23 protein-coding genes and 1 pseudogene are annotated in these 25091 nt (G+C 71.4%); 11 read left to right on the top strand and 13 right to left on the bottom strand.

Annotation, left to right across the window (positions count from 1 at the left end):
- Nucleotides 1-16: 16 nt before the first annotated feature.
- The 5 genes from egtD to AB0J39_RS10645 form a co-directional block, all read right to left on the bottom strand.
- Entirely contained in the window at nt 17-997 is a 981-nt protein-coding gene (gene egtD / locus AB0J39_RS10665; protein ID WP_363463161.1) for an L-histidine N(alpha)-methyltransferase, read from the bottom strand.
- 9 nt (nt 998-1006) lie between these two features.
- Complete coding sequence (gene egtC / locus AB0J39_RS10660; protein ID WP_363463160.1) at nt 1007-1708, bottom strand: ergothioneine biosynthesis protein EgtC; 702 nt, start codon at nt 1706-1708, stop codon at nt 1007-1009.
- Nucleotides 1709-1712: 4 nt separating this feature from the next.
- Entirely contained in the window at nt 1713-3023 is a 1311-nt protein-coding gene (gene egtB, locus AB0J39_RS10655; protein WP_363463159.1) for an ergothioneine biosynthesis protein EgtB, read from the bottom strand.
- A complete protein-coding gene (gene egtA, locus AB0J39_RS10650; protein WP_363463158.1) occupies nt 3020-4144 on the bottom strand; it encodes an ergothioneine biosynthesis glutamate--cysteine ligase EgtA in 1125 nt (374 codons plus the stop codon). The genes egtB and egtA overlap by 4 nt, the downstream gene beginning before the upstream one ends.
- Nucleotides 4145-4251: 107 nt before the next feature.
- On the bottom strand, nt 4252-4905 hold the full coding sequence (locus tag AB0J39_RS10645) for a hypothetical protein (protein ID WP_363463157.1): 654 nt from the start codon (nt 4903-4905) through the stop codon (nt 4252-4254).
- A gap of 132 nt (nt 4906-5037) precedes the next feature.
- On the opposite strand from AB0J39_RS10645, the gene AB0J39_RS10640 reads away from it, so the two are divergent.
- The 4 genes from AB0J39_RS10640 to AB0J39_RS10625 all read left to right on the top strand — a co-directional run bounded on the left by AB0J39_RS10640 (nt 5038) and on the right by AB0J39_RS10625 (nt 8102).
- On the top strand, nt 5038-6186 hold the full coding sequence (locus AB0J39_RS10640) for a sensor histidine kinase (protein WP_363463156.1): 1149 nt from the start codon (nt 5038-5040) through the stop codon (nt 6184-6186).
- Nucleotides 6183-6845 (top strand): response regulator transcription factor, encoded by a 663-nt coding sequence (locus tag AB0J39_RS10635; protein ID WP_363463155.1) that lies wholly within the window; start codon nt 6183-6185, stop codon nt 6843-6845. The genes AB0J39_RS10640 and AB0J39_RS10635 overlap by 4 nt, the downstream gene beginning before the upstream one ends.
- A 19-nt stretch (nt 6846-6864) precedes the next feature.
- Nucleotides 6865-7833 (top strand): 2,3,4,5-tetrahydropyridine-2,6-dicarboxylate N-succinyltransferase, encoded by a 969-nt coding sequence (dapD, locus tag AB0J39_RS10630; RefSeq protein ID WP_363463154.1) that lies wholly within the window; start codon nt 6865-6867, stop codon nt 7831-7833.
- A gap of 92 nt (nt 7834-7925) precedes the next feature.
- Nucleotides 7926-8102, top strand: coding sequence for a hypothetical protein (locus tag AB0J39_RS10625; RefSeq protein WP_346229018.1), 177 nt, complete (start codon nt 7926-7928; stop codon nt 8100-8102).
- Nucleotides 8103-8180: 78 nt separating this feature from the next.
- On the opposite strand, the gene AB0J39_RS10620 is transcribed toward AB0J39_RS10625, so the two are convergent.
- Complete coding sequence (locus tag AB0J39_RS10620; RefSeq protein ID WP_363463153.1) at nt 8181-10022, bottom strand: glycoside hydrolase family 6 protein; 1842 nt, start codon at nt 10020-10022, stop codon at nt 8181-8183.
- Between the two features lie 298 nt (nt 10023-10320).
- On the opposite strand from AB0J39_RS10620, the gene AB0J39_RS10615 reads away from it, so the two are divergent.
- Together AB0J39_RS10615 and AB0J39_RS10610 are read left to right on the top strand one after the other, a co-directional pair.
- Complete coding sequence (locus AB0J39_RS10615) at nt 10321-11301, top strand: malate dehydrogenase (protein ID WP_363463152.1); 981 nt, start codon at nt 10321-10323, stop codon at nt 11299-11301.
- A 68-nt stretch (nt 11302-11369) separates the two neighbouring features.
- The gene (locus AB0J39_RS10610) at nt 11370-12773 is read left to right on the top strand and encodes an NAD(P)/FAD-dependent oxidoreductase (protein ID WP_363463151.1); all 1404 of its coding nucleotides are present in this window, start codon (nt 11370-11372) and stop codon (nt 12771-12773) included.
- Between the two features lie 81 nt (nt 12774-12854).
- Here the strand turns inward: AB0J39_RS10610 and AB0J39_RS10605 are convergent.
- The 5 genes and pseudogenes from AB0J39_RS10605 to AB0J39_RS10585 all read right to left on the bottom strand — a co-directional run.
- A pseudogene (locus AB0J39_RS10605) lies at nt 12855-13292 on the bottom strand (DUF998 domain-containing protein); the annotation flags it as partial.
- Between the two features lie 120 nt (nt 13293-13412).
- Nucleotides 13413-15083 (bottom strand): alpha-amylase family protein, encoded by a 1671-nt coding sequence (locus tag AB0J39_RS10600; protein ID WP_363463150.1) that lies wholly within the window; start codon nt 15081-15083, stop codon nt 13413-13415.
- Nucleotides 15084-15219: 136 nt separating this feature from the next.
- Complete coding sequence (locus AB0J39_RS10595; RefSeq protein WP_030511616.1) at nt 15220-15423, bottom strand: cold-shock protein; 204 nt, start codon at nt 15421-15423, stop codon at nt 15220-15222.
- 211 nt (nt 15424-15634) lie between these two features.
- Nucleotides 15635-16558 carry an aminoglycoside phosphotransferase family protein gene (locus AB0J39_RS10590; RefSeq protein ID WP_363463149.1) on the bottom strand — a complete coding sequence of 308 codons (924 nt, stop codon included), beginning with the start codon at nt 16556-16558 and terminating at the stop codon, nt 15635-15637.
- 7 nt (nt 16559-16565) lie between these two features.
- Nucleotides 16566-18044, bottom strand: a complete 1479-nt coding sequence (locus AB0J39_RS10585) for an XRE family transcriptional regulator (RefSeq protein WP_363463148.1) — start codon at nt 18042-18044, stop codon at nt 16566-16568.
- 241 nt (nt 18045-18285) lie between these two features.
- Between AB0J39_RS10585 and AB0J39_RS10580 the strand changes: the two genes are divergently transcribed.
- On the top strand, nt 18286-18573 hold the full coding sequence (locus tag AB0J39_RS10580; protein WP_079315904.1) for a hypothetical protein: 288 nt from the start codon (nt 18286-18288) through the stop codon (nt 18571-18573).
- A 15-nt stretch (nt 18574-18588) separates the two neighbouring features.
- On the opposite strand, the gene AB0J39_RS10575 is transcribed toward AB0J39_RS10580, so the two are convergent.
- Entirely contained in the window at nt 18589-19332 is a 744-nt protein-coding gene (locus tag AB0J39_RS10575; RefSeq protein WP_363463147.1) for a DUF427 domain-containing protein, read from the bottom strand.
- Nucleotides 19333-19458: 126 nt separating this feature from the next.
- Between AB0J39_RS10575 and cysS the strand changes: the two genes are divergently transcribed.
- Nucleotides 19459-20814: a cysteine--tRNA ligase gene (gene cysS / locus AB0J39_RS10570; protein WP_363463167.1), complete on the top strand. Its 1356-nt coding sequence runs from the start codon at nt 19459-19461 to the stop codon at nt 20812-20814.
- Between the two features lie 160 nt (nt 20815-20974).
- Nucleotides 20975-21526 (top strand): hypothetical protein, encoded by a 552-nt coding sequence (locus AB0J39_RS10565; protein ID WP_363463146.1) that lies wholly within the window; start codon nt 20975-20977, stop codon nt 21524-21526.
- 256 nt (nt 21527-21782) lie between these two features.
- Here AB0J39_RS10565 and AB0J39_RS10560 read toward each other — a convergent pair whose 3' ends face one another.
- The gene (locus AB0J39_RS10560) at nt 21783-22892 is read right to left on the bottom strand and encodes a glycosyltransferase family 4 protein (protein WP_363463145.1); all 1110 of its coding nucleotides are present in this window, start codon (nt 22890-22892) and stop codon (nt 21783-21785) included.
- Between the two features lie 174 nt (nt 22893-23066).
- Between AB0J39_RS10560 and AB0J39_RS10555 the strand changes: the two genes are divergently transcribed.
- Together AB0J39_RS10555 and AB0J39_RS10550 are read left to right on the top strand one after the other, a co-directional pair.
- Nucleotides 23067-23864, top strand: a complete 798-nt coding sequence (locus AB0J39_RS10555) for a PIG-L family deacetylase (protein WP_363463144.1) — start codon at nt 23067-23069, stop codon at nt 23862-23864.
- 88 nt (nt 23865-23952) lie between these two features.
- Nucleotides 23953-25032, top strand: coding sequence for a lysylphosphatidylglycerol synthase domain-containing protein (locus tag AB0J39_RS10550; protein ID WP_363463143.1), 1080 nt, complete (start codon nt 23953-23955; stop codon nt 25030-25032).
- Nucleotides 25033-25091: the final 59 nt, after the last annotated feature.

Here is a 25091-nt window from a genome sequence, read left to right as displayed (position 1 = left end):
GGCGGGCCGGGCGTCGTCAGCCGGCGAGCCTCCCCGCCACCGGCACGGCGGCGAGGGTCAGCGCGAAGTCGCCGGCGCTGTCGGTGTACCAGCGGCAGACCGTGAAACCGGCCCGGGACAGCTCGTCGAGCACTCCCTCCCTGCGGAACTTGGCGCTGATCTCCGTCCGCATCTCCTCGCCCTCGGCGAAGGCCACCGTGAGGCCGAGCGCCCTGATCGGGACCTCCATCGGCCGGGTGGCCCGCAGCCGCATCTCGATCCAGTCGTGGTCCTCGTCCCACAGCGCGACGTGCTCGAACGCCTCCGGCTCGAAGCCGGCGTCCAGCTCCCGGTTGAGCACGTGCAGCACGTTGCGGTTGAAGGCGGCCGTCACCGCCTGCGGGTCGTCGTACGCCCTGACCAGGCGGACGGGGTCCTTCACCAGGTCGGTGCCGAGCAGCAGGGTGTCGCCCGGCCGCAGCGTGGCGCGCAGCTCCTTCAGGAACACCTCCCGCGCGGCGGGCGGGAGGTTGCCGATCGTGCCGCCGAGGAAGGCCACCAGCCGCCTGCCCGTCCTGGGCAGCAGCGCCAGGTGCTGCTCGAAGTCGGCGCGCACCGGCCGCACGTCCAGGCCCGGATAGCGTACGGCGAGCCGCTCGGCCGCGGCCGCCAGCGTGACGGCGTCGACGTCGACCGGCGTGTAGGCCCGCAGCGTCCCGGCGTTGGCCATCGCGTCGAGCAGGAGCACGGTCTTCTCGCTGGTGCCCGAACCCAGCTCGACGAGCGTGTCGGCGCGGCTGAGGCCCGCGACGTCGACGGCGCGGCGGCGCAGGATCTCCAGCTCCCGCCGGGTGGGGTAGTACTCCGCCAGCCGGGTGATCCGGGAGAACAGCTCGCTGCCCGCCTCGTCGTAGAACCACTTGGGGGGCAGCCACTTGGGTGACGAGGTGAGCCCGGCGCGTACGTCGTTCTCCAGAGCCTGGCGCAGGTAGTCGCCGCCGAGATGATCGGTAACCATGGTCGCCTCTCAATCGATGGGTGTCACCGAGACGCCGTCGGGGGACGCGAGCAGCAGGCTCCGGTCGGGCACGGCCCGCCAGCCCGGCCGGTCGTCCAGCGGTTCGCTGGCGACGAGCACCCCCTGCTCCAGGTGCGTGAACAACGTGTCGCCCCACGCGACGGCGGCCAGATGCGAACCTCCCGTGACGAGCAGGTTCAGCCGGGCCTCGCCGTCGCCCTCCGCCGCCGCGCGGACGACGTCGGCCAGGACGCCGGCGAGCGGCAGGCCGTCCCGCAACCGGGTGAACACGGCCGCGGCGAGCCACGCCGAGTCGCACACGCTCTCCGCGTCGGCCGCGAGGGGCCTGACCGCCTCGCGCCGGACCCGGCCGTTGTGGCTGAGCAGCCAGGGCCCGTCGGCGAACGGCGCGGTGGCGCTCTCCTCGATCGGCATGCCGGCCGTGGCCGACCTGACCGCCGCGATGATGCAGGACGACCGCGCCACCGCGGCGAGGCCGGGCATGTTGGCGTCCGCCCAGATGGGCACCGTACGGCGGTACCGCACGGGCCTGGGGCCGTCGTACCAGCCGAAGCCGAACCCGTCGGCGTTCACCGTGCCGTACTTCTGCATGCGCGGCGCGTACGACTGGCGCAGCAGCCCGTGCCCGGGGTCGCTGATCAACGAGGTCACCGGCCGCGCCGGGCCCAGCCACGCCGCGTGGCGGCACATCCCCTCAGTCCTCCGAGCGCGCGCAGCGGAACCCGGCGAAGATCTGCCGCCGGATCGGGTAGTCCCAGTTGCGGAAGGTCGTGCGCACCGCGGAGGGGTGGGTGGCCCACGACCCGCCGCGCAGCACCCGGTAGGTCTCCCCGAAGAAGACCTTGCTGTACTCCTCGTAGGGGAAGCAGCGGTAGCCGGGATAGGGCTGGAACCAGGAGTCCGTCCACTCCCACACGTCCCCCACCAGCTGCTCCACGCCATATGGACTCGCGCCGTCCGGGAACGCCCCGGCGGGCGCGGGCCGGGCGGCGCGGTGGCCGAGGTTGGCCCAGCGCCCGAGGTGGCCGGGGTCGGCCTCGCCCCAGGGGTACGTGCGGCCCCCGCACGCCTTCTCCCACTCGGCCTCGGTCGGCAGGCGCTTGCCCGCCCACCGGGCGTACGCGTCGGCCTCGTACCACGAGACGTGCTGCACCGGCTCGTCCGCCGGCACGGGCTCCTCCCGGCCGAAGCGGATCCGCCACCAGGTGTCCCCGTCCCGGGTCCAGAACAGCGGGGCCTCCACACCGGTCCGCTGGGCCCACTCCCAGCCCTGCGGCAGCCACCAGCGCGGGTCGCGGTAGCCGCCGTCCTCGACGAACTCCATGTACGCCCCGTTGGTGACGGGATGGCGATCGATCCAGTAGCCCGGCAGGTAGATCCGGTGAGCCGGCCGCTCGTTGTCGTACGCCCAGGCCACGGTGTCGGTGCCCATCGTGAAGACCCCGGCGGGGATGTGCACCTCAGGGTCACCGGCGGGCCGGCCCGGCGGCAGTTCCCCGTCGCGGACCAGGCCCGGCCGCCGGGACAGCTGGAGCGTGGCGAGCATCGTCTCGTCGTGTTGATGCTCGTGTTGGAGCACCAGCCCGAAGACGTAGCCGCCGGCCCGCAACGGGGCGGGATCGGTCAGGTCCACCAGGTCGAGGACGTCGAGCACCCGGCCGCGTACGCCGGAGATGTACTTCCTGGCCTCGGCCGGGCCGAGCAGCGGCAGCGAGGGCCGGTCCTTGCGCGGGTACTTGAACGCGTCGTAGAGATGGTCGATCTCCGGGCGCAGCGGCTCGATGCCGCCCACCTCCCGCAGCACCCACAGCTCCTCGTAGTTCCCGACGTGCGCGAGGTCCCAGACCAGCGGTGACATCAGGGGCGAGTGCTGGCGCACGAGCATGTCGTCGTCGGTGTCGGTGTAGGCGAGCGACCGCTCGCGTACGGCCTCGAGCTCGGCCGCGATCCGCTCCTTCAGGCCGGTCGGGCCGGCGTTGCCCAGGACGGCGTCGAGATCGGTCACGCGTACATCTCCTCCATCTGGTCGGCGGCCGGCGATCGGCCGGATTCGATGTGCCGGGAGGCGAACGCACGGACCCGGGCGACCAGCCGGGGCTCGGCCCCGAGGCGGGGCAGGGCCTCGGCGGCGGCGCGGAAGCAGACGGAGGCGGACCGGCGCAGCTCCGGGTCGGCGAGACCGAGCCGGGCGGCCTCCATCCACCGGTGCGCCACCGGCCGGGCCGCTTCGAGGGCGGCCCCGGCGGCCCGGTCGTCGATGACGAGCGCGTGGACGACGGCCACGCACACGGGCCACTCCGCGGCCCCCTGCGCGTCGAGGTAGCGCACCTCCAGCCAGCCCCGCGGGCGCACGGGCGGGAAGAGCGTGGTGGCGTGGTAGGCGAGATCGTCCTCACCGGGGGGACGCCCGGCCACGCGGGCGAAGTCGCGGAACGCCGAGCCGTCGAGGACCGGCACGAAGCCGCCGTCTTCCCGGACCAGCATGAGCCGGGCGTCGAGGAGATAACGCGCCCAGTCGTCCACCGGATCGCCTCCGCGCGGGACCGGCGCGGTCCTGCTCGGGTCGAGCCTGCTCCACACGGCCTGGCGGCCCGAGGCCCATCCGCCCGCGGGCGAGTTGGCGAAGGCCGCCACCAGCACCGGGCCGAGCACGTGGGCGCGTTCCCAGCGGACCCGGGGATCGTCGCCGAAGTCCAGGTTGATCTGGACGGACGCGGTCGAGCACATCATCGTGAGGCCGTGCGGGCGGCCGAGGAAGGCGGCCATCGCCTCATACCGGGGCTCTCGTAACTGCCGTAGGGGCGGACGGAGCGTGTCCAGGCCCCGGCCGCCCAGCCGCAGCCCGGCCCGGGCGAGCGCGAGCCGTACGGCGCCGACGTCGGCGGTGAGCTTCGCGATCGCGGCGGGCAGGACGTCCGGCGGGGCGGACAGTTCGAGCTGCCCGCCCGGTTCGAACGTCACCCGGCTGCCGCCGGGGAGCGTGGGGAGCGCGTCCGCGATCCGGGCGACGGGGACGTGGAGCGCGGGGTCCGCGGCGTCGAAAACCAGGAACTCCAGCTCGACGCCCAGCCGGTCGGAGGTGACTCCGCGGAAGCAGTCCCGGGCGTAGTTCTGCACGTCGGTCATTCGCCCCCCATCGGGCCGAGGTTTGCCGACTCGGTGATGCCGAGTCAACTTTCCCCGTAATCACCCCTTTCAACCTGAAACCCACTGAAACAGGGCGTTCACCCAGGTCACGCGGCGGTGGCCCAGTCCTCGTCACGCATTCGGATCACCGAGACGCCGACGATGCCGAAGACCACGAGCAGGATGACGGGGCCGCCGAGGCCCAGCACGAGGTTCCACGCGCTCGCGCCGAACAGCCAGACGAGGATGCCGACGAGCACGCCGGCCGGGAACCACCATCCGGCCCGGCCTCCCCAGGCGTACGCGACGGCCACGAGCACGAGGCCGAGGAACGACCCGATCATCCCGGGCATCTGCCAGGCGATGATCATCGCGGGCTGCGCCGCGTCCTGCATGAGCTTCTCCGCCTGGTCGACCGGCAGCATCCGGAACGCCACGATGTCGAAGAAGTCCGAGATCATCAGTGCCGAGAAGTTGATGAGGCCGAGGACCGCGACCACGCCCGCGATGTTGGCCAGCACCACGCCCTTCTTGCGGACGAGGTGGACGAGGCCGATCACACCGGGGACCCACAGGATCCACGCGTAGTGGAGGAGCGTCGCGCTGACGCCCACGGCGCCCGGGTTGTGCGCGTACACGAGAGGGTCCTCGACCCCGGGCTCGGACGGGTCGGCGGCCATGCCGAGGAGCAGGCAGAGCGGGGCGAGGATGAGGCTCGTGCCCGCCGCGACGCGGCGGAAGGAGTTCGCGTTGGCAATCATGCGGAGGACCGTACGGACCGGTCCCCCGCGGTGTCGTCAAAGCACGTTTTGACGACATGTCCGCCTACAGGTGGATATGTAGAACTAGATTTATGGAACGGTGCATTCCGGACGACCGTTACCCTCTGCGTCATGCTCCACCACCGTCCCCCCACTCTCGTCGACTGGCTCGTCGCGGTGGCCGTGGGCCTGTTCGCGATCGCCGAGGAGATCGGCGGGCGCTCCATGGGCCCCTCCCGCGAGGACCTCCCCATCTGGATCGCCGCCGGGGTCGTCACAGCCGCCGGCGTGCTGTTCCGGCGCCGCGTCCCCTTCGCGATCCTGTGCGTCTACTCCCTCGTCAACGTCCTGCTGTTCGCCCTCGCCCCCCAGATGGCGGCGGCCTGGCAGTTCTACACCGAGCTCGTGCTGCTGTTCACCCTGCTGTCGGAGGTGCGGCCGGACAGTGTGAAGGCCGTGACCGGCCTGGTCGCGAGTGGTGCGTACGTCGTCTCCATGCTGGCGGCCTCGTCCCCGCCGGCCGGGTGGGGCGACATCGCCGTGGCGGTGGTGATGTCCGCGATCGCGGCCGGAGCCGGTCTGGCCGTGCGGCGGCATCGCGCGCTCGCCGCGCAGGCCGCCGAACGCGGCGAACTGCTGGCCCGCGAGGCGGTGTCGGAGGAGCGCGCCCGCATCGCCCGCGAACTGCACGACATCGTCGCCCACAGCGTCAGCGTGATGACCATGCAGACCGGCGGCGTACGGCTCATGCTGCGCGAGGACCAGGAACGCGAGCGGCAGGTGCTCGCGTCGATCGAGGAGACGGGCCGCGGCGCGGTGGAGGAGCTGCGCCGGATGCTCGGCCTGCTGCGCGGGCCGCAGGCGGACGCGGGCCACCAGGCCGGCCTCGACCGGCTCGACGACCTGCTCGACCAGGTCAGGGCGGCGGGGCTCGAGGTGGCTCTGGAGACGCGGGGAGACCCGGTGCCGCTGCCCGCCGGGCTCGACCTCTCGGCCTACCGCATCGTGCAGGAGGCGCTGACCAACGCGCTCAAGCACGCGGGCCCGACCCGGGCGGCGGTCACGGTGGACTACCGCCCCGGGGAGCTGCACCTGGAGGTCGTCGACCACGGCCCACGCCAGGGCAGGACGCGGGCGCGCGGCCCCAGGCAGGAAAGCGGGCCGGAGGGCGGGCACGGGCTCATCGGCATGCGGGAGCGGGCCGCGCTGTTCCACGGCACGCTCACCGCGGGACCGCTCGCCTCGGGCGGGTTCGGCGTCCGGGCGGTGCTGCCCCTGTGAGTCACATCGGCATTCTCATCGCCGACGACCAGGCTATGGTCCGGGCCGGGCTGCGGCTGGTCATCGGCACCCAGCCGGACCTCGCCGTGCTGGGCGAGGCGTCCGACGGCGAACGCGCCGTGGAACTGGCCCGCAGCCTGCGGCCCGAGGTCGTGCTGCTCGACATCGCGATGCCCCGCCTCGACGGCCTGGAGGCCGCCCGGCGGATCCTGTCCGCGCCCGAGCCGCCGCGTGTGATCATGCTGACGACCTACGACACCGACGAGAACCTCGACCACGCCCTGCACGCCGGGGTCAGCGGCTTCCTGCTCAAGGTCTCGCCGCCCGAGCACCTGTTCGCGGCGATCCGCAGCGCCGCGCGCGGCGAGCTGCTGCTCGACCCCGCCGTCACGGGCAGGGTCGTGGACGCCTACCGCCGCGCGCAACCCGCCGCGCCGCCGCCGGAGACCGGGCTGACGCCCCGGGAGGAGGAGGTGCTGCGCCTGGTCGCGCGGGGGCTGTCGAACGGCGAGATCGCCGGCACACTGTCGATCAGCGAGGCGACGGTGAGCACGCACATGAACCGCCTGCTGGCCAAGCTCGGCCTGCGCGACCGCGCCCAGGCCGTGCGGTACGCCTACGAGTCGGGCATGGTCCGCCCAGGAGACCCCTCGTCCTGAACCGGTAGCGTTGGTGCACATGACAGCTATCGACTCCACCACCTCGGGTGCGTACGGGATCGGCCTCGCCACGATCGCCGCGGACGGCACCGTGCTGGACACCTGGTTCCCCTTCCCGGCGCTGGGCGAGCCCCCGGCCGTGGGCACCGAGCCGATCGCGGTCGAGGACCTCGGCGAGCACATGGCGGACCTGGTCGGCCCCGACCCCGCCCGGGGCGTCGAGGTCGTGGCCGTGCGCACCGGCATCGCCGACCTGTCTGCCCCGCCGGCCGACGCGCACGACGTGTACCTGCGACTGCACCTGCTATCCCACCGCCTGGTCCGGCCGCGTTCGATCAACCTCGACGGGGTCTTCGGGCTGCTCGCCAACGTGGTGTGGACCAACCACGGCCCGTGCAAGGTGGAGGACTTCGAGGAGGTGCGGCTGCGCCTGCGGGCCCGGGGCCCGGTGACCGTCTACGGCGTGGACAAGTTCCCCCGGATGGTCGACTACGTGCTGCCCTCCGGCGTGCGGGTCGCCGACGCCGACCGCGTACGGCTCGGCGCCCACCTCGCGAGCGGCACCACCGTCATGCACGAGGGCTTCGTCAACTACAACGCCGGCACGCTCGGCGCCTCGATGGTGGAGGGCCGCATCTCCGCCGGGGTGATCGTGGGCGACGGGTCCGACGTGGGCGGCGGCGCCTCGATCATGGGCACGCTGTCCGGCGGCGGCAAGGAGGTCATCTCGATCGGCGAGCGCTGCCTGCTCGGGGCCAACGCCGGCGTCGGCATCTCTCTGGGCGACGACTGCGTGGTGGAGGCCGGGCTGTACGTCACGGCGGGCACCAAGGTCAGGCTGCCGGACGGGACGGTCGCGAAGGCCAGGGAGCTGTCGGGCAAGTCGGGTCTGCTGCTGCGCCGCAACTCGACGACCGGCGCGGTCGAGGCGGTGTCCCGCGACAGCAGAGGCATCGAGCTCAACGCCGCTCTGCACGCCAACGACTAGGCCGCGACCAGACCCTGAATTGACCCTGAGTCTGCCCTGAACTTGGCCTTCGGCCCTGTAACCGGCGGGAGGGCGGCCCGTACGGTGAAGGCATGGGACGCATTCTCCTCATCGCCGCAGCCGTCATCGTCGGGTTCTTCCTTCTCGGTTCCGTCATCGGGCTCATCTTCGGCGCGCTGAAGTGGGTTCTGATCATCGGCGCGATCGCGCTGATCGTGTCGGTCGTGCTGAAGCTCACCCGGAGCAGCAGGTCCGGTCACTACAGCTGACCGGTCTCGTGACCGTAGGAAAAAAGGGGCGGGCCCCGCCGCGGATGCGGCGGGGCCCGCTGTCACTCGCGCCTCGTGTTACGAGAGGGGCGGGTAGGCGTTCTGCATGAGCTGCTGGAACTGGGCCGAGAACCAGTGGCCCGAGAGCGGGGCGCCGGCGAGAGCACCGGACGGGTTGTTGCCGTTCAGGTTGTTACCGCCGTAGGTCGGGTCACACATCCGGTCGAAGCCCTTGCCCTCGTCGTTCGGGATCTGAGAGCTGGAGCCGTCGGACTCACCCGGAGGCTTGATCCAGACGTAGGCGTCGAGACCGGCGGCGGGGGCGGCCTTCGGCCGCTCACCCATACCGGCGCCGGACTGGTTACACCAGTTGCCGGCATGGATGCGGCGGTCGACACGGGACTGGTTGATGAACGTGTCCACGTTGGTGGACGTGCTCGGCCCGGTCGGCCGGGCCGAGCCGCCCCAGCCGTTGCGGGAGGTGTCGATCAGCATGCCCAGCGTGTTCGGGAAGCCCTTCGCCACCAGAGCGTTGCGGAGAGCGACCGCGAAGCCCTGCTCGTCCACGTACCAGTTCCAGTCGAGCCACTTGGACTGGCGCACCGACTGGCCGTTCACCGAGGTGTTGATGGTGAAGTACGGCTCGATCGTCGCGCCGAAGTTGGCGGTGTTCACGATGAAACCGTCAATGCTGTTCACGCCGGCGGTGGTGCCGGTGGCGACCTGGTGGAAGAGGTTCACCATCGGCTGGAAGTTGTTGTCCCAGCCGAGCCAGGCGTGGTGCGCCGCGTCCACGTAGGTGTAGACGTTCTTGATCGCGTGCAGCTTGTTCAGCGCGTACTGCACACCCTGGACGTAGGCGCCCGAGGACTCGGCCTCCTGACACGCCTGGAACGCGCTCACGTTGGTGATCAGGTTCGGCAGCGAGTCGGGCTCGATGATCGTCACGATGCGGAGGTTGGAGTACTTCGAGTCCGCCATGATCCCGGCGATCACGTCGATGTACTCGCTCTTGTACCGCGCGAGACCGTTCTGTGCGATCTTCAGCTCGCCGTTGGAGGCCAGCGCCGAGCAGTCGCGGTTCGGCAGGTCGTAGATGACGACCTGGATCGTGAGAGGCGTGTCGCCGTTGGCCGCGTCCTGCTTGAGCGCCTCATCGAGGTGGTCACGCAGGCCCTTGCTGTTGTTGCCGGCCGAGCCGGAGGTGATCGCGGCGATGCGGTCCAGCCAGACCGCCGTGGAGATGTTGGCCACGCGCGAACCGCCCGGCTCGGACTTCGCGCTCGCCGACCAGTCGGGGTTCACGTACCCCGTGGCGCCGACGTACGGGTTGTCCACATGGGTCCCGGGCGGCGGCGGCGAGGTCGACGGAGAGGCCGACGGCGACACCTGCGGACTCGGCGACACCTGCGGGGAGGGGGAGACCTGCGGGCTCGGCGACACCTGCGGGGAGGGGGAGACCGGCGGAGTCGGCGACTGCTGGGGGCCGTTGCAGCTGACGCCGTTGATCTTGAAGTCGGTCGGCGTCGGGTTGCTGCCGGTCCAGGTGCCGTTGAAGCCGATGCTCGTCGAGCCGCCGCTGGACAGCTGCTTGTTCCAGTCCATCGGCGTCACCGTCACGGTGCTGCCCGACTGGGTCCAGTTGCCGGACCAGCCCTGGCCGACCTTCTGGCCGCTGTTGGGGAAGGTGAAGGTGAGCGTCCATCCGTTGAGCGCGTCGCCCAGGTTCTGGATGCTCAGGTTGGCGGACATGCCGCCCTGCCACTGACTGGCCGTGTAGTTGACCTTGCACGCGACCGCGGCACTCGCCGATGTGGCGGTGGCTACGGCCGCCGTGGAACCGAGGGCGAGCACGGCCGCCGCGACCAGGCCGCGGCGCACCGTGGAGCCCACGGCTCCCGGTCGGGGGGTGGATCTCATTGGGAAGGTCCTCCTGGCGATGATTGCTGCGCTTGGGAGCGCTCCCACGAACCATAGGCACCACCTCCGGCGCCGTACAGAGACCCGTCAAGGGCTGCCGGGTGGCGAGGTCGCGGCCCGCTGCGTGCCCTACGTCCGAGCAGGGATTCCGTCACGGTGTTACATCTGAGGGCACTTGCGTGTTTCGTGAAAGTTTCACCATTTCGCAGGTGAAACGCATGGCCAGAGGGCCGATGCGAGGGGACGAGGGTCGACGGGTAGCATCCGTGAGTCACACATATCGCGAATGGGGAACGTCATGACCGTCAAAGTGACCGTCACCGGCGCGGCCGGCCAGATCGGTTACGCGCTGCTCTTCCGCGTCGCCTCGGGCCAGCTCCTCGGGGCCGACACCCCGGTGAAGCTCAGCCTCCTGGAGATCCCGCAGGCCGTGAAGGCCGCCGAGGGCACCGCGATGGAGCTCGACGACTGCGCGTTCCCGCTGCTGCGCGGCATCGAGATCTCCGACGACCCGGCCAAGGCCTTCGACGGCGCCAACATCGCGCTGCTCGTCGGCGCCCGCCCGCGTACGAAGGGCATGGAGCGCGGCGACCTCCTGGAGGCCAACGGCGGCATCTTCGGCCCGCAGGGCAAGGCCATCAACGACCACGCCGCCGACGACATCCGCGTGCTGGTCGTGGGCAACCCGGCCAACACCAACGCGCTCATCGCGCAGTCGGCGGCTCCCGACGTGCCGGCCGAGCGGTTCACCGCGATGACCAGGCTCGACCACAACCGCGCGCTCTCGCAGCTCGCGACCAAGCTGAACGTCCCGGTGGCCGAGGTCAAGAAGATGACGATCTGGGGCAACCACTCCGCCACACAGTACCCGGACCTCTTCCACGCCGAGGTCGGCGGCAAGATCGCGGCCGAGCAGGTCGAGCAGGAGTGGCTGCGCGACACCTTCATCCCGACCGTCGCCAAGCGCGGCGCCGCCATCATCGAGGCGCGCGGCGCGTCCTCGGCCGCGTCCGCGGCCAACGCGGCGATCGACCACGTGTACGACTGGGTGAACGGCACGCCCGAGGGCGACTGGACCTCGGCCGCCATCCCCTCCGACGGCTCGTACGGCGTGCCGGAGGGCCTCATCTCCTCCTTCCCCGTGGTGTCCAGGAACGGCCGCTGGGAGATCGTCCAGGGCCTGGAGATCGACGCGTTCTCGCGCGAGCGGATCGACGCCTCGGTCGGCGAGCTGGTCGAGGAGCGGGACGCCGTGCGGGCGCTCGGCCTTATCCGATAGCTGTCACGCGAGGGGCGGGCCGGTCACCGGCCCGCCCCTCGCGTTTTCCGCGGGTTTCCCCGTGCGCCATGGCTCCGTCTGGGCAGTTGACGGGCATGGACGGGATGTACGACGTGGTGGTGCTCGGCCTGGGACCGGGCGGAGAGGGCGTCGCGGGACGGCTGGCGGAGGCCGGCCTCAGCGTGGCCGGGGTGGAGGCCCGCCTGATCGGGGGCGAATGCGCCTACTGGGGCTGCGTCCCCTCCAAGATGATGGTGCGGGCCGCGGGGCTGCTGGCCGAGGCACGTCGGGTGCCCGGCATGGCCGGTTCGGTCAGGGTGTCCCCGAAATGGGCCCCGGTGATCGACCGGATCACCGGTGAGGCCACGGACGGCTGGAGCGACGAGGCCAAGGCGGAGCACTTCGAGAGCGCGGGCGTCCACCTCGTCCGGGGCCGCGGCCGGATCACCGGGCCGCGCGAGGTGACCGTGGACGGCCGGGTGCTGCGGGCCCGGCGCGGGATCGTCCTCGCCACCGGGACCAGCCCCGACATCCCCCCGATCGAGGGCCTGGAGGGCACGCCGTACTGGACGAACCGCAACGCCGTCACCGCCCGGCAGGCGCCCGAGTCGCTGATCGTGCTGGGCGGCGGGGCGGTCGGCTGCGAACTCGCCCAGGTGTTCGCCCGGTTCGGCACGCGGGTGTCGGTCGTGGAGCCCGCCGACCGCCTGCTGCCGCAGGCGGAGCCCGAGGCGGGCGTGCTGCTGGCCCGGGTGTTCGCCGGTGAGGGCCTCGCGACCTACACCGGCGTCGGGGCCGAGAGGGTACGGCACGACGACGACGGCTTCACACTGACGCTGGAGGACGGCCGGACCCTCCGCGCCGCGCGTCTACTGGTCGCCACCGGCCGCAGAACCGACCTGGCCGCGATCGGCGCCGCGCAGGCCGGCCTCGACGAGAGCGCCCCTTTCGTCGCCGTGGACGATCGGATGCGGGCCGCCGACGGCGTGTGGGCGGTGGGCGACGTGACCGGCCGGGGAGCCTACACGCACGTCGCCGTCTACCAGGGCAGGATCGCGGCCCGCGACATCCTCGGGGAGGGCGGCCCCGCGGCCGACTACCGGGCGGTCCCCCGGGTCACGTTCACCGACCCGGAGGTGGGCTCGGTGGGCCTCACGGAGCGGGAGGCCCGGGAGGCCGGGCTCGACGTACGGGTGGGCTTCGCCCACGTCGACGAGTCGGCCCGCGGCTGGATCCACGGGGCCGGGCACGAGGGCTTCGTCAAGCTGGTCGAGGACGCGCGGAGCGGCGTGCTGGTCGGCGCCACGAGCGCCGGGCCGGTCGGCGGTGAGGTGCTCGGCGCGCTGGTGGTGGCGGTGCAGAACGAGATCCCCACGACGCGGCTGCGGCACATGATGTACGCCTATCCGACCTTCCACCGGGCCATCGAGGACGCGCTCGAGACGCTCGACGGCCAGGTGCCGGGCCTGTGAGCCCAGTGTCCCCGCCGCCCTGGCCGCCATCACCACGAGCGCCGCCACCTCGGAGACGACGGTAAGGCGCTGGGTGAGCCCGGGGGGCACCGTGCCGGGGTCGAGGTGCAGCATCCGGAAGGCGTACGGCAGGACCACGAGGAGCAGCGAGCCGAGCGCGACGGCGCACAGCACGCGCACCAGACGCGAGCGGGTGGCCCGGGCGACGAGCAGCCCGGCCACCGGCAAGCTCACAAAGGCCGCGAAGGCGGCATAGCGATGGATGCCGCCGGACAGGGACAGCGACAGCCCCGGCCGGTCGGTCGGGAACCCGGCGACCAGCAGCAGACAGGCGCCCCACACGCCCACCAGCAGCGCCGCCCGCCGGTCCAGCCGCGACAGCCGTACGGCGAGGACGGCCGAGCCCAGGGCGATCGCCGTCAGCGCGACCGGCAGCAGCCATCCGTGCGGCGCGAAGGCGTACTCGCTGATCATGTCGGTCAGCGGGTCGAGCCCCGCCACCAGATGTAACGCGAACATCGCCGCGGCGCCGATCGCCACCAGCACGTATCCCAAGACCATCCCCATGGCACTTCACTGTGGCCGCGGGGAGGGCGGCGGCCCATCGGAGATCCACCCGAGCCGCCCCTGAGGGAACCCCTAGGAGACGTCGGCGGAATCCGCGGGGGCCGTCTCGGGGGTGGAGGCGCGGAACCAGCGGCAGCCGTACCGGCCCATGGGGAAACGGGCCCGGCCGTCGTCGGAGATCTCGACCGTGCCGTCCACCAGAAGGTCGGTCAGCACCTTGGACGAGTCGAGCCCGTCCAGCGTGATCTCCACCTCCGCCTCGGTCTCGCCGAGGTTGTGCACGGCCACGACCGTCTCGCCGTCGCAGTCGGCCCGGTGGGCGAACACGGCGACCACGCCGGTGTCCAGCACCGTGTAGTCGCCCCACGCGAACTCCGGGCAGTCGCGGTAGTGCCGGATCAGCCGGGTGATCCAGGACAGCAGCGAGTCGGGGTCGCGCTCCTGCGCGCTGACGTTGACCTTCTCGGGACCGAAGTCCCCGGTGGGCATGGGGATCCGCACCTTGGAGGGGTCGGCGTCGCTGAAGCCGCCGTTGCGGTGGGGGGTCCACTGCATCGGCGTGCGGACGGCCTGGCGGCCCTCCAGCTCCAGGTTCTCCCCCATGCCGATCTCCTCGCCGTAGAAGAGCACCGGGGTGCCCGGCAGGGAGAACAGCAGGCTGTAGACCATCTTGATCCGGTCCATGTCGCCGCCCAGCATCGTGGGCACGCGTCGCCGCAGGCCCCGGCCGAACAGCTGCATGTTCTTGTCGGGGCCGAAAGCCGCGAAGACCTCCTCACGCTCGGCGTCGTTCAGCTTGTCGAGCGTGAGCTCGTCGTGGTTGCGGACGAACATGGCCCACTGCGAGTCCTTGGGCGGGGCCGGCCGCTCCCGCAGGGCGGCGGCCAGCGGACCGGCGTCCTGGCGGGCCAGCGACAGGTACGTCCGCTGCATGGTGATGAAGTCGAAGCACATGGTGATCTCGTCGCCGAGATCGTTGCCGAAGTACCGCACCAGGTCGTCGTAGGGCAGGTTCACCTCGCCGAGGAGGATGGCGCTGCCGTCACGACGGCTGAGGAAGGCCCGCAGGCAGGCGAAGAACTCGTGCGGGTCGGGCAGGTCGTCGCTGTCGGTGACCTGCTCGATGAGGAACGGCACGGCGTCCACCCGGAAGCCCGACAGGCCCAGCTCCATCCAGAAGCCGAGGATCCGGGAGATCTCGTCCTGCACCTCGGGGTTGGCGGTGTTCAGGTCGGGCTGGAACCGGTAGAACCGGTGGAAGTAGTACTGCTCGGTCTTCTCGTCGTACTCCCAGAGGCTGTCCTCCTCGTCGGGGAACACGATGCCGTTGGGATCGTCGGGCTCCGGCTTGTCCGACCAGATGTACCAGTCCCGGTAGCGGGAGTCCCGGCTGGAGCGCGCGTCCTTGAACCAGGGATGCTGGTCGGAGGTGTGGTTGACCACGAGATCGGCGATGACCCTGATGCCGCGGTCCCGGGCCACGCGCATGAACTCGACGAAGTCGCCGAGCGTGCCCAGGCGTGGATCGACGCTGTAGAAGTCGGTGATGTCGTAGCCGTCGTCCTTGTCGGGCGTCGGGAAGAACGGCATGAGCCAGATGCATGTCACGCCCATCCGGTCCAGATGGTCGATGCGCTGGATCGCCCCTCTGAAGTCACCGATCCCGTCGCCGTTGCCGTCGGCGAAGGTCTCGATGTCGAGGCAGTACACGACCGCGTTCTTCCACCACAGATCGGAGGTCATGCTCAATCTCATGACCGTTCCCGATGCCCGGTAAAAGAACGGCAAAACATCGGGCCCGCGCCGCCGCAGCGGCGCGGGCCGACGTGGTACCGCAGGCGCGGCCGGTCACGACCGCGATGTCACCATGAGTCACGTCCTAGAGCGGCGTGACCTGTTCGGCCTGCGGTCCCTTGTTGCCCTGAACGGTCACGTAGCTGACTCGTTGGTTCTGGTCCAGCGTCCGGTAACCGTTCGAGGTGATCGCCGAATAATGAACGAACACGTCAGCGGTGCCGTCGTCCGGAGCGATGAAACCGAAGCCCTTTTCGGCGTTGAACCACTTGACAGTGCCTTCAGACAACTGCTTCTCCTTCTTGGAAGCCACACCATGTTCCCAGGTCGGGAGCATGAGGCTGCGTGGCGGAATCGTTGCGCGACCGCGTGAGACGCTGGAAACGCGCGCATATCCGCCGCCGGGCTGACCCGGGTGCGCTTTTTACAAACCATGTTTTCAGGAATTGTCCACTGCGACACTCGCAGCCTGTCGGGAGAGTACCCACGATTACCCGGAGCTATGCCGGTGCCGCCATATACCACCGCGCGTGCCCGTCACCGCGCGTGAGCGAGTCGAGCCGCCGGGGCAACTCCTGCCGGGAGAACGGGTCGCCGGAGGCGTTACGAATGTGGATGCCCACGGCGTACATGTCCCGCACCTCCATCAGCGTGCTGTAGCCGGGCCACAGCCGCAGGTCCGAGCCGTACGCGCGGGCGAACTCGTCCACGTCGGCCGTCGACAGGCCGAAGCGGCGCTGCCCGTGGTAGGTGTGCACCAGGTCCCACTCGCGCGGGCCGACGGCCACGCCGTCCCAGTCGCACAGCACGACATGCCCGTCCTGGCACCGCAGCAGGTTGTCGATCCAGGCGTCGCCGTGCAGCAGCACCGGCGAGCCGGTGTCGAGGTCGCGCCAGCGTCCGGTGAGCTCCTCGATGCGGTCGCTCAGCCACGACCGCTGACCGGCGGTGAGCACCTCGGCCCGGTGCTCCACCGCGTGCCGCACCTCCGCGAGCGGATCGGTGAGCGTCCGCAGCCCCACCGGCGGCACCGGCTCCCGGTGCAGGCTGCGCAGCACCCGGCCGAGCTGCCGGGTCGTCGGGCGGCCGCGGGAGGGGACGTACCGCCAGAAGGTGACCGCCCGGCCGTCGTGGACGATCGGCTGGTGGGCGATCTCGTCGGCCGGCCGCACGGTGGGAAAGCCCCGGTCTGCGAGCCAGCGGGCGACCGCCACGACCACCGGCAGCCGGGTCAGCGCGTCCGGCGCGGTCGCGATCCGCACCACCATCTCCCCGCCGCGCGCGTCCGCGCGCAGCTTGAAGACCGCGTTGCTGCGCAGCCGCAGGAGCTGCGCGCCCCGCGCGTCCACCCCGATCGTCGCGCAGACATCGCGCAGGACCCTGAACGCCTCCTCGGCCAGCGGCGCCGGCTCCATCGTCCTCATGGCGGCTTCACGCGTTCTCGGCGGCAGAGGAATCGGTCGCGGGGAACAGCCCGCTGAGGGCGAGCGTGGGCACCGACTCCGCCAGCACCCGCCGCAGACGCCGTACGGCGGGCAACGCGGGGTCGGCGTCCGCCAGCAGAGCCCTGGCCCGCGTGACGACGATCGAGGTGCGGTGCTCGGCGGGGACCTGCCGCAGCGCGTCCTCGGCGATCCGGCAGGCCTCCTCGTGGTCGCCGTTCCTGGCCAGGTGGCTCGCCTGGTCGAGCAGGATCAGCGCCGGGTCGATGGTCTGGAAGCCCGGAGGGAACCCGTCGATGCCCTGCACCTGCTGGGCGTCCCCCAGCTCGATCAGCGTGCCGGTGCGGTAGAACTTCATCCGCTTTTCCGTGAAGACGAAGGCCAGGTCGTCCTGGCTCATGCCGCGCATGCGGGCGAAGATCTGCTCCGCCTCGGCGAGCGCGATCCTGGCGGCCTTGCCGTCCCCCATCCTGGCGAGCGCGCGGGCCTCGGCCGCCGCCGCCAGCGCCGCCGGCGAGCTGGGGGCCGATCCCGCCAGCATCCGCGCCTCGCGGGCCAGCCGCACGGTCTCGTTCAGGTCGCCGTAGTAGTACAGGAGCATGGTCTGCTGGGCCCGCACCAGCGCCCGCAGCCGCAGGTCGCCGACGTCGTCGGAGGCGGCGCGGGCGGTGCCGTACCACGCGTGGGCCTGGCGGGTGTCGCCCAACTTCATCAGCGCGTCGGCGGCGAGCAGCGTGAGCATCGTGGTCGCGGTGAGCAGGCGGCGCTGCACCAAGGACGGCTGGCGGGCGGCGCTCAGCCGGCGCACGTCGGAGATCTCCAGCATGACCCGGCAGAGCATCGGCGTCGGCGGGGTCGTCATGTACTCCCTGCGGTAGCGCAGCACCTGCTCGTCCAGCCGGTCGAGCTGGTCCTCGCTCACCGTGCCCGTGGCCAGCGTGCGGTCGAGGTCGTGGCGCAGGCCCTCGACCTCCGCGAAGAACCTGCCGTTGGGCGTGCCCATCAGCATCGCCTGGTGGAACAGCGCCCGGCGCTCCGGGTCGTCGGGGACCGGGTCCTCGGCCCGGGCCTGCTCGCCGGCCTGACCGGGCCCGACCACGACGATCTTCTGTGCGCCCGCGTCCTCGCAGTAGTCGGCGGCCAGGCCGAGCCGTACGGCGTTGGCCCGGTAGAGCCGGGCCAGCAGGTCGATGGTCTGGGGACGCGGACGGGCCCGGTTGTTCTCCCAGGCGTTCAGCAGGTCGATGCTCGCCCGCGGGTGACCGAGGTCCTGCTGCTCACACAGGTGCTCCAGCTCCTCGATGGCCTGCCGGGCCGACCACCCGCGGCCGAGCCTGTGGGCCTTCAGCAGGCTGACGCCGCAGCACCCGTGGATCGCCTGGACGGTCTGCCAGAGCGTCCACTGCCGTACCTGTGCCTGTTCGCGCCAGCGACGCGCGCAAGCGGGTGAGTGCTCTCCGCGGGCCATGTGCACGCCCTCCACTGGTGAAGCGGTCCCCGTTTACGGTTGTTTCCCCACGGTAAACGCGCAGGCACACAACCTCCCGCGACTGTTATGCCTTCGTGTTCGGGAACCCGTGTGTGTTCCACGGAATCCGGGTGAGTTCCCTGGTTATTGCACGATTTCGGGGAATGCACACGATTGCCGGTAGGTCGTTGCGGGTTCACCCTTTCCGGTGATAGGTCCTGACGTTCCCCGGAGGCTGAGGATGACGACGGTAGACCGCAGCGAGGCGATGGACCACCTGGAGCGGCTCGCCGCCCAGCTCGAGGCCCACTCCTTCCAGGTGCGCCTGACGGCGCCGGCCGGCCTCTATCCGCGACTGCGTGTCATCAACCCCATGGAACCCACGATGGCCGAGGACGTGCTGGCGTCCAACGCCAGCGACGGCGAGTGGTGGTACTGGCTGTCGTGGGCCGGCCGGATCGGGCACGCCTCCGACGTGGTCACCGCCGCCGAGCGCATCGCCAGCGTCCTCCACGTCATCCGCCGCTGACCGTCGCGGCGAGGGTCAGGCGAACTTCGACTTCGGGCGGTCCTGGAGGACGCCGTCGACGTACACGTCCACCTTCTCGTCGTAGAAGGCGACCAGTCCGGCGATCTTCTGGGACTCCGCGAGCGGCGTGGGATAGGACCAGACCAGGTCCCTGCCGGACTCGTCCTCGCCGACCGACCAGTACACCGCGCGGCCCTTGTACGGGCAGTGGGTCACGGTCTCGGACGGGCGCAGCAGGTCGAGCCGCACATCGGTCTTGGGCAGGTAGTAGCGCGGCGGCAGGCCGGTCTCGAACAGGATGCGCGGGCCGCGCGAGTCGGCGACGGTGACGCCGTTCACCTCCACCCGGACGTGGCGCGAGCTGGCCAGGACGTCCACGCGGGTGTACGGGTCGCGGGCGTGGACGAAGACCTCCTCGTCCTCCTCGAACCAGTTGTCCATCGCGTTCCAGTCGAAGCGGACGTGGCCCCGGATCTCCTCCAGCGGGGCGTCGTTCCCGTACACCAGGGCCGCGCCGGGCCGGCCGGCCACGTCGTGGACCACCGCGTCTCCCCTGCTGGGCGAGTGCCGCGTCTCTCCGGTGGCCTTCAGCTCCTCCACGCGGACGTCGTCCGCCGGGAAGTAGTACGTCGGGTAGTAGGGCGCCTCCCAGACCAGCAGGGCCCGGGTGGTGTCGGCCACCGGGCGGCCCTCGGCGTAGACACGCACGCGCTTGGCCGTCGTCTCCACCCGGACGCGGCCCCGTTTCGTCGGCTCCATGCCTGCGCCAACCAAGGGGCCGATCGTCCTTATTCCCCGGCCTCACAATCGCCATTTCCGGGTGTGCGGGCCCGGGTCGGCCCGCGCTATCGACAGCGAGCGAACAGGTCGCTTACCCTCGGCTGGGTGGGTCTTCGCCTTTACGATACGCATCGCCGCGCCGTCCGCGATTTCGTCCCTCGAATTCCCGGAGTGGTGTCGATTTATCTCTGCGGTCCCACCGTCGTCGTGCCGCCTCATGTGGGACAGCTCAGATCGCAGGTCAATTTCGACATCCTGCACCGCTGGCTGAAATGCGGCGGATATGAGGTCCTGCTCTGCCGGAACGTCACCGACATCGAGGACAAGATAATTCACAGGTCCATCGCCGAGGGGGTCCCCTGGTGGCGGATCACCGATCCCGTCCACCGCGCCTTCGTCCGCACGTACACCGCTCTGGGATGCCTTCCGCCCAGCGTGGAGCCGCGGGCGACGGGACACATCCCCGAGATGATCGAGATGGTCGAGCAGCTCGTCGCGTCCGGGCACGCCTACGAGTCCGACGGCGACGTGTATTTCTCGGTCGGCTCCTACCCGAACTACGGGTCCCTTTCCCGGCAGCAGGCCGAGCGCCTGCGAGCGGCCGAGGAGAACGAGCGGGGAAAACGGGATCCGCGCGATTTCGCACTGTGGAAGAGCGCGAAATCCGGCGAGCCGGTGTGGCACTCACCCTGGGGCGAGGGGCGCCCGGGGTGGCATCTGGAATGTTCCGCGATGGCCCGCAGATATCTGGGCGCGGAATTCGACATCCACGGCGGCGGAGCCAATCTGATATTTCCGCACCACGAGAACGAGATGGCGCAGTCGCGGGCCGCCGGGGATTCCTTCGCGCGTTTCTGGCTGCACAACGGGCCGGTCACGCACAGGGGCGAGAAGATACGCAAACACCCGCGCAACCCGCTGGCCGTCCCGGCCCTGCTCGACCGCGTACGGCCGGTCGAACTCCGCTATTACCTGGCGGCGGCCCATTACCGGTCGCCGATGGAATTCAGCCCGGACGCCCTGGACGAGGCGGCGGCGGCCTACCGGCGCGTCGAGCGGTTCGTGCTGCGGGTCGGCTCCGACGCCGCCGCACCCCTCCCCCCGCAGTTCAGCGAGGCGATGGACAACGACCTGAACGTGCCGCAGGCCCTGGCGGCCGTCCACGGCTCGGTGGCCGAGGGCAACGCCGCGCTGGCAGCAGGAGATCGCGAACGGGCGGCCGGCAAATGCCGGTCGGCCCGGGCCATGCTGAATGTCCTCGGCCTCGATCCGCTCAGCGATACCTGGCACCGGGAAACGCATCTGCAGGAGGTCGCGGGGGCCGTACTCCGGGTGGTCCGTAATCTCGCCGCCGTCAGCGCCCGGCAGGGGGATCACGAGCGCGCGCGGGTCATGGAGCAGCACATTGAGATGGCGCTCGCCAAACGACGCCAAATCGAGCACCCCGCGCTTATCAGATAGATCTTGATGGCCCGGCCGGCGGGTGAGCGCTCACATCCCGGCCGGGCCGGCCTTCACGGCTTGGACCGTTCCCTTTCCCCTCGTGCCGTCTATTGACCCGTCTCACGATGCGTACAACCCTGGGGCTCACTTGCCCCGGTTCGTGTGAAGAGACTCTCCGTTGACCAACCATCTGTGCGCACGCCGACGGCTGCTCGTGGCGCCGGCGGCCGTGCTGGCGCTCGCTTTTCCCCCGACCGGCGCCGCGGCGGCCGAGCCCGCCTACGCCGGCACGTGCACGGTCTCCCAGACGACGCTCGTCTACACGGCGATGCCGGGGGTGGCCAACGAGGTGACCGTCCAGGCGCCCGGGCTCACCGGCTACTCCCTGCCGGTCCGGGACGAGGCGGGCCCGGTCAAGGGCTGCAGCCCCGACCCCCGCGACGGCGAGGCCGTCCTGGTGGGCAACGTGATCAAGAAGATCAAGGTCGTGGCCGGCGACGGGGACGACGTCGTCGTCATCGCGGCGGACATCAATGTCCCCCTGCCCACCGTGGTGTACGGCGGCGACGGCGACGAGCTCAGGGGCGGGCGCGGCAGGGACGACCTGAGCGGCAACGCCGGAAACGACGAGCTGAACGGGGGCAGCGGCGGCGACGACCTCGACGGCGGGGCCGGCACCGACGACTGCAACGGCGGCCCCGGCGCGGACAGGACCACGGCCTGCGAGTAGCTCCCACGGCCGCCTGCGACGCGCGGGTGACCGAGAAGCGCACGTTACAAGAACAAGAACTGACGTCCGGAGGATAATTCTGGCCAATTCGTGGGAATCATGACGGCACCAGCTGACGGACACCGCCGAAAGGAGGGCCCCGATGAAGAAGGTGCAGATCGTGCCGCGACCGCGGCCACCGAGAACTCCCGCCCCGATCGACCTGCGCACCCCCTCGGGAAGGGTCCTCCCCTACTAGTCCGCCGGTGTCCCCGGGTCAGCTCCCGGCCAGCTCGTAGCAGCGGGCGAAGCCCTCCAGCACCGCGGGCCAGGAGCACCGGACCGGCTCGGTCTCCCGGTTGTGCTCGGCGATCGACTGACGCAGACCGGAATCCCGGGCCAGCCGTACGACCGAGGCGACGAGGTCGTCGAACGTGCGGCCCAGCAGGCCCTCCTTGCCCGGCCTGACGAAGTCGGCCACGCCGCTCTGCGCCCGCGCGACCACCGGCACCCCGGCCGCGCGGGCCTCCAGCGCGGCCAGGCCGAACGACTCGCGCGGCGCCGGGGCCACGAACACGTCGGCCTCGGCCAGCAAGTCCTTGATCTGCTCCCGGCTGTACCTGCCGGGCAGTGACACCCAGCCCATCCGGTGCGCCCGCAGGTAGCGCTCCATGCGCCCGCGGGCCGGGCCGTCGCCCACGATCGTCGCGCGCATCGCGACGGTGCCCGGCACCCTGTCGCGGGCCGTCTCCAGCAGCTTGAGCAGGCGCAACGGCTGCTTGCGCGGCGCCAGCCTGCCCACCGCCACCACGTGCACCGTCTCTTTCGCCGGCTCGTCACGGGCGTCCCGTACGGCGCCGGGCTCGGGCCGCCACGAGGCCACGTCCAGCCCGTTGGAGACGACCTGCACCGGCACGCGCGGCCCGGCCACGGCGCGGATGGGGCGCGCGGCGGCCTCGCTCACGGCGGTGAGGACCAGGCCCCAGCGCCGCCACTCGAAGGCCGCCTGCAGCGCCCGGTACACCCCCCGGGTGACCGGATCCCACATGCTGTGCACGGTCGCGACCACCGGGAGCCCGGCCCGGACCGCCGCGCGCACCCCCATCCACGCGAACGGCGAGACCGCCCCCGTGTGGACGTGCACCACGTCGAACCGCCCACTCGTCATGAGCCGGAGCAGGTGGGCCGTGCCGCGCGGGTGGACCGGCAGGTCGAACGGGAGGTTCGCGACAACGCGGTGCACGCCGGGCAGCCGTTCCCCCGGAGTCGCCGTCACCACCTCGACCGTGTGGCCCGCCTCGCGCTGGGCCCTGACGAGGTCGGCGACCTGCACCTCGATTCCCCCGAGCCGCGGCAGGTAGCAGTCGCTGACGTGAAGAATCCTCACCGGGCCAGCCTGGCAGAGTGCGCCACGCCCATCAAACCGCTCGCGGGGAGGGCGGCGCGGTCCGGGCCGGGCCACGTGGGATCATGTCGGGAACTGGCCGCTACGGCAGCCGCGGTGGCAGCCGCGACGGCACGGACGAGTGGAGCACGCGATGACGACGTTCCGTGGGGCGCGATGAGGACGGCGGTGTTCTTCCACGCCCATCCCGACGACGAGGCGCTGCTGACCGCCGGGACCATGGCCATGCTGGCGGACGAGGGGCACCGCGTGGTGCTCGTCGTCGCCACGGCCGGCGAGCGCGGCCTCGCCGAACTCCCCCACGGCGAGGAACTGGGCAGAGCCCGGACGGAGGAACTGCACCGCTCGGCCGCCGCCCTGGGCTGCGCCCGGGTCGTGCTGCTCGGCTACGGCGACTCCGGCCTGGCGATCGACGGCGGCGTCGCCGACGATCGCCCGGACAACGCGTTCATCGACGCCGACATCGAGGAGGCGGCCCAGCGGCTGGCCTCGGTGCTCAAGGAGGAGACGGCCGACCTGCTCACCATCTACGACCCGGCGGGCGGCTACGGCCACCCCGACCACGTGCAGGTCTACCGGGTGGGCAGCCGGGCCGCCGAGATCGCCGGGACGCCCATCGTGCTGGAGGCGACGGTCGACCGCGACCTGCTGCTCAAGGGCGTACGGCTGGCCTCCCGGTTCTACCCGGCGATCGACGTGCGGAGCTTCGAACGGGCCTACTCGCCCCGGGACGCGATCACCCACCGGGTGAACGTGCGCGGACACGCCAAGGCCAAGCGGGCGGCGATGGCGGCCCACGCCAGCCAGGCCACCGGCGGCGACGGCGACCGCACGCTGGGCGCGATGCTGAGGATCCCCGGATTCGCCTACCGCTACGTCTTCGGCACCGAGTGGTACGTGCGCCGCGGCCTGCCCCGGGGCACCCGCCTGCGGCACCCGTTCGACAACCCCTAAGGGTGGTGATCCTCCGTCAGGAGGAGCCGACCGCCCGCACGGACCGGCAGACTGGGAAGGACCGACACCGGACTGGGGGCATACGCGGGTGAACAGGAAGTGGCTGCAGATCGCGCTGTCCGCGGTGTCGCTCGGGCTGGCCGGGGCGCTGGTGCTCTATCTCCCGCAGATCGTGCACACGCTGACCGGCGCCACCGTGAGCTGGCGGGAGATCGGCCACCAGTTCGGCGGTCTCGGATGGCAGACGATCGCGCTGATGAGCGCCTTGTGGCTGGCGAGCCTGTGGGCGTACACGTTCGTGATGACCTCCGCGCTGCCCGGCCTGACGCACACGCAGGCGCTCACGCTCAACGCGGCCGGGAGCGCGGTCAGCAACCTGCTGCCGTTCGGCGGGGCGGCGGGCGTGGCCCTGACGTTCGGCATGACCCGCGGCTGGGGCTTCGCCAACCGGCCGATCGTCGTCTACACACTGGTCACCGGCATCTGGAACTCGCTGTTCCGCTTCATCCTGCCCGCCGTGGGGATCCTGGGCCTGCTGATCGCGGGCAAGGCCACCAACCCCACGGTCGCCAAGGCGGGCTGGGTCGGCGCGGTGTCGATCCTCGCCCTGGTGGCCGTGGTGGCCGCCGCCCTCTACTGGGACCGCGCCGCCGCCGTGCTCGGCCGCGCCCTGGACGGGCTCGTACGGCTCGCGCCCCGGCGGTTCCGCCCGGCGGAGCACGCCGCGTCGGCGGCGATCGAACGGCTGCGCCGGGACACGGCCGACATCATCCACAGCCGGTGGGCGGGCCTGTCGCTCGGGATGATCGCCTTCCTCGTCCTCCAGTGCCTGATCATGGCCGCCTGCCTGGTGGCCACCGGCTCGTACCCGGGACCCGCCGAGACCGTCGCCGTCTTCGCGCTGAGCCGCGTCCTCACCACCGCCCTCGTCACGCCCAGCGGGGCGGGGATCATGGAGGGCGGCGTCGCCACGCTGCTGATCGGGGCGTTCGGCCAGCCCGCCGGCGGGGCCACCGCCGCGGCCGTGCTGTTCGGCTTCTGGACCTACACCATCGAGATCCCGTGGGGCGGGCTCGCGCTCGGCGGATGGGCGCTGCTGCGCCGGCGGGACGGCCGCGCCGAGGGCGCCGGACCGGCGCCCTCTCCGCGCCGCACGCGCGTCCCCTGACTGTCTGCGGATCCCCCTCGTGATCTCCTAAACTCACTGGCGGAAGGTGAGGGTGTCCG

Source organism: Microbispora sp. NPDC049633 (genome assembly GCF_040675265.1).
GTDB lineage: Bacteria > Actinomycetota > Actinomycetes > Streptosporangiales > Streptosporangiaceae > Microbispora > Microbispora maris.
The sequence above is the reverse complement of the archived record's forward strand: the minus strand, read 5'-3'. Positions and strand labels throughout refer to the sequence as shown.